Origin of the sequence: Nonomuraea pusilla (assembly GCF_900109355.1) — a bacterium.
In the GTDB taxonomy this organism is placed as follows: Bacteria; Actinomycetota; Actinomycetes; order Streptosporangiales; family Streptosporangiaceae; genus Nonomuraea; species Nonomuraea pusilla.
In genome coordinates this window covers 176,344-189,843 of sequence record NZ_FOBF01000014.1, presented here as the reverse complement: position 1 = coordinate 189,843, position 13,500 = coordinate 176,344, and the positions used below count along the sequence as shown (strand labels likewise).

12 protein-coding genes are annotated in these 13,500 nt (G+C 71.9%); 11 read left to right on the top strand and 1 reads right to left on the bottom strand.

Translation table 11 applies throughout. The features are described 5' to 3' along the window. The first annotated feature begins 2 nt into the window (after positions 1–2). The 11 genes from BMX74_RS27095 (at position 3) to BMX74_RS27045 (ending at position 12,511) form a co-directional block, all read left to right on the top strand. On the top strand, positions 3–752 hold the full coding sequence (locus tag BMX74_RS27095) for a metallophosphoesterase (RefSeq protein WP_055506235.1): 750 nt from the start codon (positions 3–5) through the stop codon (positions 750–752). Positions 753–1,020: 268 nt separating this feature from the next. Further along, a complete protein-coding gene (chvE, locus tag BMX74_RS27090) occupies positions 1,021–2,139 on the top strand; it encodes a multiple monosaccharide ABC transporter substrate-binding protein (RefSeq protein ID WP_091103547.1) in 1,119 nt (372 codons plus the stop codon). Between the two features lie 57 nt (positions 2,140–2,196). After that, positions 2,197–3,726 (top strand): multiple monosaccharide ABC transporter ATP-binding protein, encoded by a 1,530-nt coding sequence (gene mmsA / locus BMX74_RS27085; protein WP_091103545.1) that lies wholly within the window; start codon positions 2,197–2,199, stop codon positions 3,724–3,726. Between the two features lie 5 nt (positions 3,727–3,731). Then, on the top strand, positions 3,732–4,994 hold the full coding sequence (gene mmsB, locus BMX74_RS27080; RefSeq protein WP_218154071.1) for a multiple monosaccharide ABC transporter permease: 1,263 nt from the start codon (positions 3,732–3,734) through the stop codon (positions 4,992–4,994). Positions 4,995–5,068: 74 nt separating this feature from the next. Then, positions 5,069–6,052, top strand: a complete 984-nt coding sequence (locus BMX74_RS27075) for a LacI family DNA-binding transcriptional regulator (RefSeq protein WP_201784709.1) — start codon at positions 5,069–5,071, stop codon at positions 6,050–6,052. Between the two features lie 61 nt (positions 6,053–6,113). Further along, the gene (gene araB / locus BMX74_RS27070; protein ID WP_218154076.1) at positions 6,114–7,772 is read left to right on the top strand and encodes a ribulokinase; all 1,659 of its coding nucleotides are present in this window, start codon (positions 6,114–6,116) and stop codon (positions 7,770–7,772) included. An 11-nt stretch (positions 7,773–7,783) separates the two neighbouring features. Beyond that, on the top strand, positions 7,784–8,431 hold the full coding sequence (locus BMX74_RS27065) for an L-ribulose-5-phosphate 4-epimerase (protein ID WP_201784708.1): 648 nt from the start codon (positions 7,784–7,786) through the stop codon (positions 8,429–8,431). Next, positions 8,428–9,885 (top strand): L-arabinose isomerase, encoded by a 1,458-nt coding sequence (araA, locus tag BMX74_RS27060; RefSeq protein ID WP_091103542.1) that lies wholly within the window; start codon positions 8,428–8,430, stop codon positions 9,883–9,885. Before BMX74_RS27065 ends, araA begins: the two co-directional genes overlap by 4 nt. Before the next feature lie 79 nt (positions 9,886–9,964). Further along, positions 9,965–11,179, top strand: a complete 1,215-nt coding sequence (locus BMX74_RS27055; RefSeq protein WP_055506228.1) for an FAD-binding protein — start codon at positions 9,965–9,967, stop codon at positions 11,177–11,179. 89 nt (positions 11,180–11,268) lie between these two features. Further along, positions 11,269–12,060 (top strand): LLM class flavin-dependent oxidoreductase, encoded by a 792-nt coding sequence (locus tag BMX74_RS27050; protein ID WP_055506227.1) that lies wholly within the window; start codon positions 11,269–11,271, stop codon positions 12,058–12,060. A 55-nt stretch (positions 12,061–12,115) separates the two neighbouring features. Next, the gene (locus tag BMX74_RS27045) at positions 12,116–12,511 is read left to right on the top strand and encodes a DUF3224 domain-containing protein (protein ID WP_055506226.1); all 396 of its coding nucleotides are present in this window, start codon (positions 12,116–12,118) and stop codon (positions 12,509–12,511) included. On the opposite strand, the gene BMX74_RS27040 is transcribed toward BMX74_RS27045, so the two are convergent. Further along, the gene (locus BMX74_RS27040; protein WP_091103540.1) at positions 12,499–13,467 is read right to left on the bottom strand and encodes a hypothetical protein; all 969 of its coding nucleotides are present in this window, start codon (positions 13,465–13,467) and stop codon (positions 12,499–12,501) included. The two genes, BMX74_RS27045 and BMX74_RS27040, sit on opposite strands and share 13 nt — an antisense overlap. Positions 13,468–13,500: the final 33 nt, after the last annotated feature.

The following is a 13,500-nucleotide window of genomic DNA, read 5'->3' as shown; positions in this document are numbered from 1 at the left end:
ACATGATCGTGATCGCTCACGTCAGCGACATCCACATCGGCGCGACCGAGCGGGCCGCCCCGCGCGCCGCCGCCGTGCTGCGCTACCTGGACGCCCTCCCGCACGACCTGGACGCCGTGCTGGTCACCGGGGACATCGCCGACCACGGCAGCCCCGCCGAGTACGAGGAGGCGGCCAAGCTGCTGGCGTCGCGCCACCCGGTGTTCGTCTGCCCGGGAAACCACGACGTGCGGGAGGAGTTCCGGCGGGTGCTGCGGGGGGAGGAGCCCGCCCCGGGCCCGGTGAACCAGGTGTACCGCACGGAGAAGGCCGTCTACGCGCTGTGCGACTCGTCGGTGCCGGGCGAGGCGGCGGGGCGGCTGGACGGCGAGACGCTGGACTGGCTGGGCGAGGTGCTGGACGGGAGCGACCTGCCGGTGTTCGTGGCGTTCCACCACCCGCCGGCGCCGCTGCACAGCCCGTTCCTGGACGGCATCATGCTGCGTGACGACGGCCGGCTGGCCGAGCTGGTGGCCGGGCACGAGAACGTGGCGGCCGTCCTGGTGGGCCATGCGCACACGGCGGCGGCGACGACGTTCGCGGGCCGGCCGCTGCTGGTCGCGCCGGGTGTCGTCTCGACGCTGCTGCTGCCGTGGGAGCTGGGGCCGTCGTCGCGCGGCTGCCTGGACCACGAGCTCCCGCCGGCGCTCGCCTTCCACGTCCTGGACGACGGCGGCCGGGTGACCACGCACTACCGGGTGGTCCCGGCCTGACGGCCTGATCAGGGGGCGCGTCCACCCCGTCCGAGCGGCCGATCTCTGCCCGCCAGGGCTCTGACCTGCGGGGATGTCGGACGGGGCGTTACCCGAAGGTTTCCGTGAGGTTGTCAGGGGCCGTTGACAGCGCCATTGTTAGCGATAACAATCAGCGGGTACCAACGGCGAATTCTGTTCGGTCGGTCATGTTCGTGATCGATCTCGTCGGTCATCCCCCCGGCAGCCGCCGTCGGCCGAGCTGCCCCGCAACCCCCAGGAGACGCACATGAGGTTGGGACGAATCGGGGGCGTGGTGTCGGTCATCGCCCTCGCCGCGACCATGACGGCCTGTGGCTCCAGCCAGAAGACGGTGGACGCCGAGGCCACCGGCTCCGCCGCCGCCGGGAGCGCCGGCGCGCTCATCGGCGTCACGATGCCGACGAAGTCGTCCGAGCGCTGGATCCACGACGGCGACAACGTCAAGTCGCAACTGGAGAAGCTGGGCTACAAGGTCGACCTCCAGTACGCCGAGAACGACATCCCCACGCAGGCCAACCAGATCGAGAACCAGATCACCAAGGGCGCCAAGCTCCTGATCATCGCCTCGATCGACGGCACGGCGATCACCAGCCAGCTCCAGCAGGCCGCCGACAACAAGATCCCGGTCATCGCCTACGACCGGCTCATCCGCAACAGCCCGAACGTCGACTACTACGCCACCTTCGACAACTTCAAGGTCGGCGTCCAGCAGGCCACCTCGCTGCTGAAGGGCCTCGGCGTCGAGGACGGCGAGAAGGGCCCGTTCAACGTCGAGCTGTTCGGCGGCTCGCCCGACGACAACAACGCCACGTTCTTCTGGAACGGCGCCATGTCGGTGCTCAAGCCGAAGATCGACGACGGCACCGTCGTGGTCAAGAGCGGCCAGACCGACTTCAAGCAGGCCGCCATCCTGCGCTGGGACCCCGCCACCGCGCAGAAGCGCATGGAGGACATCCTCACCAAGACCTACGCCAGCGGCGCGAAGGTGGACGGCGTGCTCTCGCCGTACGACGGCCTGTCGATCGGCATCCTGTCGGCGCTCAAGAGCTCCGGCTACGGCACCGGCGGCCAGCCCTACCCGATCGTGACCGGCCAGGACGCCGAACTCGCCTCCGTGAAGTCCATCGTCGCCGGCGAGCAGTACTCCACGATCTTCAAGGACACCCGCAAGCTCGCCGAGCAGACGGTCAAGATGGCCGACGCCGTGCTCAAGGGCGGCAAGCCCGAGGTGAACAACACCAAGGACTACGACAACGGCAACAAGGTCGTCCCCTCGTACCTGCTCGACCCGGTCATCGTGGACAAGAGCAACTACAAGGACGTCATCGTCGGCAGCGGCTACTACACCGAGGACCAGCTCAAGTAAGGGAAGCGCCCCGGGGACGGCGCGTCCCCGGGGCCCCCGACCGAGGGGCCAGAAGACATGGACGACCACATCCTGCGGATGAGCGGGATCACCAAGACGTTCCCCGGTGTCAAGGCGCTGCAGGACGTCACGCTCTCCGTCAGAAGGGGCGAGATCCACGCCATCTGCGGCGAGAACGGCGCCGGTAAGTCGACGCTGATGAAGGTGCTGTCAGGCGTGTACCCGCACGGCACGTACGAGGGCGAGATCCGCTTCGACGGCGAGGTGTGCCGCTTCGGCGGCATCCGCGACAGCGAGAGGGCCGGCATCGTCATCATCCACCAGGAGCTGGCGCTCAGCCCGCAGCTGTCCATCGCCGAGAACATCTTCCTCGGCAACGAGCGGGCCACCCGCGGCTTCATCGACTGGAACCGTACGAACTACGAGGCCGGCGAGCTGATGCGGCGGGTCGGCCTGCGTGAGAACCCGGTGACCTCGATCTCGGACATCGGCGTGGGCAAGCAGCAGCTCGTCGAGATCGCCAAGGCGCTGTCGAAGGAGGTCAAGCTCCTCATCCTCGACGAGCCGACCGCCGCGCTCAACGACGAGGACTCCGCGCACCTGCTCGACCTGCTGCGCGGGCTGCGCGACGAGGGCATCACCTGCGTGATCATCTCGCACAAGCTCAACGAGGTGACCGCCATCGCCGACTCCGTCACGATCATCCGCGACGGACGCACGATCGAGACCCTCGACCTGGCGGGCGACGACGTCACCGAGGACCGCATCATCTCCGGCATGGTGGGCCGCGCCCTGGACAACCGGTTCCCGCCGCACGAGCCGACGATCGGCGACGAGGTGCTGCGCGTCGAGGACTGGACGGTCCACAGCCCGAGCCAGCCCGGCAGGAAGGTCGTGGACGGCGCGTCGCTCACGCTGCGCCGAGGCGAGATCGTCGGCCTGGCCGGCCTCATGGGCGCCGGCCGCACCGAGCTGGCCATGAGCGTCTTCGGCCGCGCCTACGGCGTCGGCATCTCCGGCAGGATCTTCAAGGACGGCCGGCCGATCGAGATCCGCACCGTCCAGGACGCGATCAGGCACGGCATCGCGTACGCCACCGAGGACCGCAAGCGGTACGGGCTCAACCTCATCGAGGACATCAAGCGCAACATCTCGGCGGCCGGGCTGGCCGGGCTGTCGAGGCGCGGCTGGGTGGACGAGCACGAGGAGTACCGCGTCGCCCGCGAGTTCCACAAGAGCATGAACATCAAGGCGCCCGGCGTGTCGAGCGTCGTCGGCAAGCTCAGCGGCGGCAACCAGCAGAAGGTCGTGCTGTCGAAGTGGATCCTCACCGAGCCTGACGTGCTCATCCTCGACGAGCCCACGCGCGGCATCGACGTCGGCGCCAAGTACGAGATCTACACGATCATCAACAGCCTGGCCGACCAGGGGAAGGCGGTTCTGGTGATCTCTTCGGAGCTGCCGGAGCTGCTCGGTCTGTGCGACCGCGTCTACACACTCGCAGAGGGCCGGATCACCGGTGAGGTGCCGCGCCGGGAGGCGACGCAGGAACGCCTCATGTACCTCATGACCAAGGGACAGGAGTAGCTCCCATGAGCAGCATCACGCCCGCCGACGTGCAGGTCGGCACCGCGGGCGACGGGCCGGGAGAGCCGCGGCGGCCGGGCCGGGTGTCGCTGGGCGGACTGTCGCTGAACCTGCGCGCGAGCGGCATCTACATCGCCTTCGCGCTCATCGTCCTGCTGTTCTCCGTGCTGACGGACGGCGCGCTGCTCCAGCCGCAGAACATCTCCAACATCATCGTCCAGAACTCGTACGTGCTGATCCTGGCGATCGGGATGATCCTCATCATCATCGCCGGGCACATCGACCTGTCGGTCGGCTCGGTGGTGGCGGTGACGGGCGCGCTGGCGGCCGTGCTCATGGTGAACATGGGCGTGGCCTGGCCGCTCGCGCTGGCGATCACCGTCGTGGCGGGCGGCCTGATCGGCGCCTGGCAGGGCTTCTGGGTCGCGTACTTCGGCATCCCGGCGTTCATCGTGACGCTCGCCGGCATGCTGCTGTTCCGGGCGCTCACCCTCACCGTGCTCGGCAACCAGGGCATCGGCCCGTTCCCCGACGCGGTGCGCACGCTGGCCAACGGCTTCACCGACGGCTACCTCGGCAACGTCGGCCTCGGCCCGCTGGGCGGCGCCGACCTGTTCAGCCTCCTCGTCGGCCTGATCGCGGTCGCCGGCATGGTGGCCGCGCAGTGGCGCACCCGCAAGGCCCGCGCGGGCTACGGGCAGGAGGTGGACCCGATCGCGCTGTTCGCCGTGAAGATGGCGGCGGGCGCCGCGCTCATCCTCTTCCTGGTGGTGCAGCTGGCCAGGTTCAAGAACCTGCCGTGGGTGCTGGTGCTGCTGGCGATCCTGGTGCTGGCGTACTCGCTGATGGCCAACCGCACGGTGTTCGGCCGGCGCGTCTACGCCATCGGCGGCAACCTGCAGGCGGCCGTGATGTCCGGCGTCAAGGTCAAGCAGGTCGTCTTCTGGATCTTCGTGAACATGGGTGTCCTGTCGGCCGTCGCGGGCATCATCTTCGCCGGAAGGCTCAACCAGGCGGGCCCGACCGCGGGCAACAGCTTCGAGCTCGACGCGATCGCGGCGGCCTTCATCGGCGGCGCGGCCGTCCAGGGCGGCGTCGGCAAGGTGGTGGGCGCGATCACCGGCGGCCTCATCATGGCGGTGATCAACAACGGGATGTCGCTGATCGGCTCGCCGAGCGAGCGGGTGATGCTGGTCAAGGGCGCCGTGCTGCTGGCCGCCGTCGCGTTCGACGTCTGGACCAAGCGCCGGGCGGGCGCCGGTCGCTGATCGGCACTACGATCCAGGGGCAGGCAGTGAGAGGAGAGACCGTGGCATCGAGCACCGAGCGTCGCCTGCCCGTCATGGCCGACGTGGCAAGGGAGGCGGGCGTCTCGCACCAGACGGTCTCCCGGGTGCTCAACGACCACCCGAACGTCCGCCCCGACACCCGCGCCCGGGTCGAGGCGGCGATCTCCCGGCTGGGCTACCGGCGCAACCTGGTCGCCCGCGCCCTGGTCACCAAGCGGTCGAGGACGCTCGGCGTGGTGAGCTTCGACACCACCCTGTACGGCCCGGCCAGCATGATGTACGGCATCGAGCAGGCGGCCAGGACGGCCGGCTACTTCGTCAGCATCGTCAGCCTGAAGTCGCTCGACGCGGCGAACGTCCGCGACGCCATCGACTACCTGGCCGAGCAGGGGGTCGACGGCGTCGTGGTGATCGCGCCGCAGCGCTCGGCGGGCCGGGCCCTGGAGAGCCTCCCGCAGGGCCTGCCGGCGGTGGCGGTCGAGGGCTCGCACACCACGGGCGTGCCCGAGGTCTGCATCGACCAGGTCGAGGGCGCCAGGCTCGCGACCCGGCACCTGCTCGACCTCGGCCACGAGACGGTCTGGCACGTCAGCGGCCCCGCCGACTGGATGGAGTCCGAGGGCCGCATCGAGGGCTGGCGCTCGGTGCTGGAGGAGGCCGGCCGTCCCGTGCCTGAGCCGCTGGCGGGCGACTGGAGTCCGCGCGCGGGCTACGAGGCGGGCAAGAGCCTGGCCGCGATGCGGGGCGTCACCGCCGTGTTCGCGGCCAACGACCAGATGGCGCTCGGCGTGCTGCGGGCGCTGACGGAGAAGGGGGTGCGGGTGCCGGAGCAGATCAGCATCGTCGGCTTCGACGACATCCCCGAGTCCGAGTTCTTCTCGCCGCCGCTCACCACGGTCAGGCAGGACTTCGACGTGGTCGGCAGGCACAGCATCGAGCTGCTGCTGCGCCAGATCGACGCGGGCCTGTCGGCGTACGAGCGGCTGGTGGTCCCGCCGAGCCTGGTGGTCAGGTCCAGCACGGCCCGCGTCCGGTAGCAACGCATGGCCCGTCCCCCCGTAGGAACTCCTGGAGTTGAATGTGAACGCTAACAATTGCGTGGTCGGAGTCGACTTCGGCACGCTGTCAGGACGTGCCGTGGTCGTCCGCGTCTCCGACGGCGAGGAGCTCGGCAGCGCCGTGCACGAGTACGCCCACCGGGTGATGGAGCAGGCCCTGCCCTCGGGCCGCCGCCTCGGCCCCGACTGGGCGCTGCAGTCCCCGCAGGACTGGCTCGACGTTCTGCGCGTGGCCGTGCCCGAGGCACTCGCCGCCGCCGGCGTCGCCCCCGAGGACGTCATCGGCATCGGCACCGACTTCACCGCCTGCACCGTGCTGCCCGCCACCGCCGACGGCACCCCCCTGTGCTTCGAGACCCCCGACGTGTCGCACGCCTGGCCCAAGCTGTGGAAGCACCACGCCGCCCAGCCGCACGCCGACCGCATCAACGAGCTCGCCGCCCGGCGCGGCGAGAGCTGGCTCCCCCGGTACGGCGGCAGGATCTCCTCCGAGTGGGAGTTCGCCAAGGCCCTGCAGGTGCTGGAGGAGGCCCCCGAGGTCTACGCCCGCGCCGAGCGCTGGATCGAGGCCGCCGACTGGATCGTCTGGCGGCTCACCGGCGTCGAGAGCCGCAACATCTGCACCGCCGGCTACAAGGGCGTCTTCCAGGACGGCTCCTACCCGTCCGAGGAGTTCCTCGCCCAGCTCGACCCCGCCTTCGCCGGGTTCGCCGGCAAGCTCGCCACCGGCGAGGTCGGCGAGAAGACCGGCCCGGCGGGAGTCAGGCTCGCCCCGCTCGGCGGGCTCGCCGGACGCCTGACCGCCGAGGCCGCCGCCTGGACCGGCCTGCCCGAGGGCGTCGCCGTCGCCGTCGGCAACGTGGACGCCCACGTCACGGCCGCCGCGGCCGACGCCGTCCGGCCCGGCCAGATGGTCGCCATCATGGGGACGTCCACCTGCCACATCATGCCGAGCGACCGGCTCGCCGAGGTGCCCGGCATGTGCGGCGTGGTGCGCGACGGCATCGTGCCCGGCCTGTGGGGCTACGAGGCGGGCCAGTCGGCAGTCGGCGACGTCTTCGCCTGGTTCGTCGAGTCGTTCGTGCCGGCCTCGTACACCGAGCGGGCGCGCGAGCAGGGCATGAACGTCCACGAGTACCTCACCTCGCTCGCCGAGCGGCAGGCGGTCGGCGAGCACGGGCTCGTCGCGCTCGACTGGTTCGGCGGCAACCGCTCCGTGCTCGTCGACCACAACCTGTCCGGCGTCGTCGTCGGCCAGACCCTCGCCACCCGGCCCGAGGACGTCTACCGCGCCCTCATCGAGGCCACCGCGTACGGCGCCCGCGTGATCGTCGAGACGTTCGAGGCGTCGGGCGTGCCCGTCGAGGAGTTCGTCGTCGCGGGCGGCCTGCTGAAGAACCCCTTCCTCATGCAGGTCTACGCCGACGTGCTGCGCCGCCCCCTGTCGGTCATCGGCTCCGACCAGGGCCCCGCGCTGGGCTCCGCCATCCACGCCGCCGTCGCCGCCGGGGCGTACGACGGCATCGAGCCGGCCGCCGCCGCGATGGGCAAGCGCACCGAGGCCGCGTACACCCCCGACCCGGCGCGGGCCGACGCCTACGACCGGCTCTACGCCGAGTACAAGAACCTGCACGACCACCTGGGAGACGGACGGATGCTGCACACGCTGCGCGCCATCAGGAACGAGGCCCGCGCATGAACGTCGACGCGATGCGGAAGGTCGTTAGCGACCTGCACGCCGAGCTGGTGCGCTACGGCCTGGTCGCCTGGACGGCGGGCAACGTCTCGGGGCGCGTCCCCGGCGAGGAGCTGTTCGTCATCAAGCCGTCCGGGGTCTCCTACGACGAGCTGTCGCCGGAGAACATGGTCGTGTGCGACCTGGACGGCGACCTGGTCGAGGGCGCGCACGCGCCCTCCAGCGACACGGCCGCGCACGCCTACGTCTACCGCAACATGCCCGAGGTGGGGGGCGTCGTCCACACGCACTCCACCTACGCCTCGGCCTGGGCGGCGCGCGGAGAGTCCGTGCCCTGCGTGCTGACCGCGATGGCCGACGAGTTCGGCGGCGAGATCCCGGTCGGCCCGTTCGCCCTGATCGGCGACGACTCGATCGGCCAGGGCGTCGTCTCCACCCTGAAGGGGCACCGCTCACCGGCGGTGCTCATGCGGAACCACGGCGTCTTCAGCATCGGCAAGGACCCGAAGGCCGCCGTCAAGGCGGCCGTGATGTGCGAGGACGTCGCGAGGACCGTGCACGTCGCCCGGCAGCTCGGCACGCCGCTGCCGATCGCGCGGGACGACGTCGACCGGCTCTACGACCGCTACCAGAACGTCTATGGACAGAGGAGCCCGCGTTGAACATCTGGTTTCTGACCGGCAGCCAGGGGCTGTACGGCGAGGACACGCTGCGCCAGGTGGCCGAGCAGTCCCGGCGCATCGCGGAGCAGCTCCCGATGCCCGTGGAGTGGAAGCCGGTGCTGACCGACGCCGCCGCCATCAGGCGCGTCATGCTGGAGGCGAACGCCGACGACTCGTGCGCGGGCGTCATCGCCTGGATGCACACCTTCTCCCCGGCCAAGATGTGGATCGCCGGGCTGGACGCGCTGCGCAAGCCGCTGCTCCACCTGCACACGCAGGCCAACGTGGAGCTGCCGTGGAGCTCCATCGACATGGACTTCATGAACCTCAACCAGGCCGCGCACGGCGACCGCGAGTTCGGGTTCATCCAGACGCGCCTCGGCGTGCCGCGCAAGACCGTGGCCGGGCACGTCAGCGACCCGGCGGTGGCGGCGCGCGTCCTCACCTGGACGCGGGCCGCCACCGGCCTGGCGGAGCTGCGGACGCTGAAGCTGGCCAGGTTCGGCGACAACATGCGCGACGTGGCCGTCACCGAGGGCGACAAGGTCGAGGCGCAGCTGCGCTTCGGCGTGTCGGTCAACACCTACGGCGTCAACGACCTGGTCGAGGCCGTGGACGCCGCGTCGGACCCCGACGTGACCGCGCTGGTCAAGGACTACGCCGAGCAGTACAGGGTCGCGCCGGAGCTGCTGGGCGAGCGGCACGAGTCGCTGCGCTACGCCGCGCGCGTCGAGCTGGGCCTGCGTGCCTTCCTGGAGTCGGGCGGTTTCCGCGCGTTCACGACCAACTTCGAGGACCTCGGCGGCCTGCGCCAGCTCCCCGGCCTGGCCGTGCAGCGGCTCATGGCCGACGGCTACGGCTTCGGCGGCGAGGGCGATTGGAAGACGTCGGTGCTGCTGCGCACGCTCAAGGCGATGGCCCCGGGCGGCGGCACGTCGTTCATGGAGGACTACACCTACGACCTGACGCCGGGCAACGAGCTCATCCTCGGCGCGCACATGCTGGAGGTCTGCCCGTCGATCGCCGCGGGCACGCCGTCCTGCGAGATCCACCCGCTCGGCATCGGCGGCAGGGAGGACCCGGTCAGGCTGGTGTTCGACGCCGAGCCCGGGGCGGGCGTCGTCGTGGGCCTGGCCGACATGGGCGACAGGTTCCGGCTGGTGGCCAACGAGATCGACCTCGTGGCCCCGCCCGAGCCGCTGCCGAAGCTGCCCGTGGCCCGCGCGGTGTGGCGGCCCCGCCCGAACCTGCGCACGTCCACCGAGTCGTGGCTGACGGCGGGCGCGCCGCACCACACGGTGCTGTCCACGGCGGTGGGCCGCGAGGAGCTGATCGACCTGGCCGACATGCTGGGCGTGGAGCTGCTGGTCATCGACGCCGACACGACCACCGAGCGGTTCACCAGGGAACTGCGCTGGAACCAGGCGTACTACCGGCTCGCGCAGGGCCTGTGACACGAAGGGGCTCCCGGGGGCTCCCTGGCGGCGCCGGGAGCCCCTCCCCGCGGCAGCCGCCGTATGGAAGGGTGAGGCCGTGACGCTGACCAACTGGGCAGGGAACACCACGTTCCGGGCGAGGAACGTCCACCATCCGACCTCGCTCGACGAGCTCAGGCGGATCGTCGCGCGGGGCGAGCGGGTCCGCGCCCTGGGCAGCGGGCACTCGTTCAACGACGTGGCCGACGGGCCCGGCGACCTGGTCGTCCTCGACCGCCTGCCGGAGACCCGCGCCGGCGGCGTCGAGATCGACACCGCGGCCGCGTGCGCGCGGGTGCCGGCGGGCATGACGTACGCGCGGCTCGCCACCCGGCTGGACGCGGCCGGCTTCGCGCTCGCCAACCTGGCGTCGCTGCCGCACATCTCGGTCGCGGGCTCCGTCGCCACCGGCACGCACGGGTCGGGCGAGCGCAACCAGAGCCTGTCGGCCGCCGTCCGCGGGCTCGACCTCGTCACGGCCGACGGCTCGGTGGTGTCCGTGAAGCGCGGCGACCCCGACTTCCCCGGCATGGTGGTGGCGCTCGGCGCGCTCGGCGTCGTCACCTCGCTCACGCTCGACCTCGTCCCGGCCTTCGAGCTGCGCCAGTACGTGGTCGAGGACGTCCCCGCCGACGCCGGGCTCGACGAGGTCATGGCGAGCGGCTACAGCGTCAGCCTCTTCACCGACTGGCGGGCCACCCGCGCCTGGGTCAAGCGCCGCGACGAGCTGGAGCGGGCCCCCTGGCCGGGCACCCGGCTCGCGGACGGGCCGCGCCACCCCGTGCCCGGCATGCCGCCGGGGAGCTGCACCGCGCAGCTCGGCGCGCCGGGCCCCTGGCACGAGCGGCTGCCGCACTTCCGCCACGACGCGCCGCCGAGCAGCGCGGGCGACGAGCTGCAGTCGGAGTTCGCGCTGCCCAGGGCGTTCGCGGCGCAGGCGCTGCGCGAGCTGTACGCCGCCGGCGACAGGATCAGGCCCGTGCTGCAGGTGTCGGAGGTCCGCGCCGTCGCCGCCGACGACCTGTGGCTCAGCCCGTTCCGCGGTCGCGACAGCATCGGCGTCCACTTCACCTGGGTCAAGGACCCGGCCGCGGTGCTGCCGGTGATCGAGCTGGTCGAGGACGTCCTCGCCCCGTTCGACCCGCGGCCCCACTGGGGCAAGCTGTTCACCCGCAGGTACCCGTGCCCCGACGGCTTCCGCGAGCTGGTCGGGCGCCACGACCCGAAGGGCGTCTTCGGCAACGCCTTCCTGTCGCTACTGCTGGGGGAGTAGCGCGGCCCTCGGGCCTGCTCCCGGCGGCGTAGCGGCCCACCGCCCGGCGGACGATGTGCCCGCCGGGCCGGTCCGCGATCGTGGGAGACATGACCGATCACCCGTTCCGTTTCGGGGTCGTCGCCGGACACGCCTCCGACTCCGCCGCCTGGACCTCCCTCGCCCGCCGCGCCGAGAGCGCCGGCTACGCGACGCTGCTGATCCCCGACACGCTCCACACGCTCTCGCCGTTCGCCGCCGCCGCGGCCGCGGCGGCGGTCACCACCACGCTGCGGGTCGGGACGTTCGTGCTCAGCGCGCCCAACCGGGCGCCCGAGCACGTCGCCTGGGAGGCCGCCACTCTGAGGGCGCTCAGCTCCGGCCGATTCGAGCTCGGCCTCGGCGCCGGCCGGCCCGGCGCGGAGGAGGACGCCGCCCGGCTCGGCATGCCCTTCGGCACGCCCGGGGAGCGTATCGAGCGGCTGTCCCGCACCGCCGACGCCGTCAGGGACGCCGCCCCGGACGTCCGGCTCCTCGTCGCGGCCGCCGGCGCCCGGCTGCTGCGGCTGGCGGCGCGCAAGGCCGACACGGTGGCGCTCGGCCTGCCGCCGAACGTCAGCGAGGAGCAGGTGGCCGCCAAGCTCGACGAGCTGTACGAACTGGCCGGCGACCGCTTCCACGCGCTGGAGCTGAACCTCAACCTGCACGCCGTCGGCGACGAGCCGCCCGCCTGGATGCCGCGGCTCGCGCCCGGCGGCGTCGGCGTGCTCAAGGGCTCCCCGCAGGAGATGGCCGACACGCTGAGCCGGCGGCGCGACAGGCTCGGCATCTCGTACGTCTCGGTGAGCGCCCAGTACCTCGACGCCTTGGCGCCCGTCGTCGGACTGCTGGCCGGAACCTGAGGACGCGGGGGAGAACCTGACGGGGCCTGACAGGTACGTCCGGCACGATGGCGGCATGACCATCGCGAAAGGCCCCTTCGACACCGCGGGCTGGGACCCGAAGCCGCCGTTCCACGAGCGTGACGGCGTCTCCCTGGGGCTCGTCACCATGACCAAGACCTTCCACGGGGACCTGGAGGCCACGAGCGTCGTCACGCTCATGGTGGCCGCGACGCCGGTCGAGGACTCCCGCTCGTACGTCGCCATGGAGCGGATCGAGGGCAGACTGCACGGGCGGGCGGGCAGCTTCGTGGTGCAGCACGACGCGGTCAGCGACCGCGGGGAGCAGTCGCTGCGCATCACGGTCGTGCCCGACTCGGCCACCGGGGAGCTGCGCGGGCTGCGGGGCGCGATGGACATCGCCATCGCGCCCGACGGCTCCCACGCGTACACCTTCGACTACCGGCTCTGAACGCGGAGGGTGCGGCGGGCGGTGCGGCGGGCGGCGACCAGCAGCAGCGCCACCGCGCCCGCGCCGAACACGACGTGGCTGGCGAGGTTCATCGCGGGCGTCGTCGGCACCAGCGGGCCGCTGAAGAAGGCGTGCCAGGCGTAGGTGAGCAGCGCGCCGCCGGCCAGCGCCACGCGGTGCCCGCCGCCCCAGCCGCGCCCCGCCGACCAGCGCAGCACCAGCACCGCGATGCCGGCCTCGGCCGCGGCGAGCGTCGCGATCACCGCCCACACGGGCAGGTCGGCCAGCGTGGACAGTTCGAACAGGCCGCCCGCCGCCAGCGCCGCCGTGAACACCGTCCACGGCGACGGCGCCGCCCTGCCGGGGGCGGGCGGCGCCGACGGCAGGCGGAACGCGGCGGCGACGAGCCCGGCCACGATCACGGCCACGGCCGTGAGCTGCGGGGCCGACGCGAGGAAGTGGCCGTTGCCGTAGGAGAACACGGTGACCGCCACCGCGCCGAGCGTCGCGAGCGCCGCCGTGACGCCGAGCCCGGCGCGGCCCAGCCACGGCGTGGTGCGCCTGTCACCCGCCAGCTCCTCCACCAGCGCGATCGGCACGCACACGCTCCAGACCGTGTGCAGGCCGAGCACGAACAGCGTCCACGGCACCCCGATGCCGAGGAACGGCACGTAGCCGGGGTCGAGCAGGCGCTGCCCCGCGTAGTCCGGGTTGAACAGCGACATCGTCATGACGCCCTCCTCCAGCACGCCGTAGGCGAGCGCCATCAGGACGATGGCCGGCCAGCCGAGCCCCTTCCTGCGGGCGACCTCGCGGATCACCACGGCGGCGCCGCCGTACGTGGGGGCCAGCATGACGAGGAAGGGCAGGTGCGTCAGCGGGAAGTCGCCGAGCAGGAACTCCGCGACCAGGGGGGACAGGAGGGCGAGCCCGAGGGCGGGAAGGATTCGTCGCATGTCCTCGATGGTCGGCTCGCGCGGCCCGCCTGT

Bases quoted from the DNA above. Each gene is read 5' to 3' on its own strand.
- BMX74_RS27095 (WP_055506235.1), top strand. From the start codon at position 3: ATGATCGTGATCGCTCACGTCAGCGACATCCACATCGGCGCGACCGAG.
- chvE (WP_091103547.1), top strand. From the start codon at position 1,021: ATGAGGTTGGGACGAATCGGGGGCGTGGTGTCGGTCATCGCCCTCGCC.
- mmsA (WP_091103545.1), top strand. From the start codon at position 2,197: ATGGACGACCACATCCTGCGGATGAGCGGGATCACCAAGACGTTCCCC.
- mmsB (WP_218154071.1), top strand. From the start codon at position 3,732: ATGAGCAGCATCACGCCCGCCGACGTGCAGGTCGGCACCGCGGGCGAC.
- BMX74_RS27075 (WP_201784709.1), top strand. From the start codon at position 5,069: ATGGCCGACGTGGCAAGGGAGGCGGGCGTCTCGCACCAGACGGTCTCC.
- BMX74_RS27065 (WP_201784708.1), top strand. From the start codon at position 7,784: ATGCGGAAGGTCGTTAGCGACCTGCACGCCGAGCTGGTGCGCTACGGC.
- BMX74_RS27050 (WP_055506227.1), top strand. From the start codon at position 11,269: ATGACCGATCACCCGTTCCGTTTCGGGGTCGTCGCCGGACACGCCTCC.
- BMX74_RS27045 (WP_055506226.1), top strand. From the start codon at position 12,116: ATGACCATCGCGAAAGGCCCCTTCGACACCGCGGGCTGGGACCCGAAG.
- BMX74_RS27040 (WP_091103540.1), bottom strand. From the start codon at position 13,467: ATGCGACGAATCCTTCCCGCCCTCGGGCTCGCCCTCCTGTCCCCCCTG.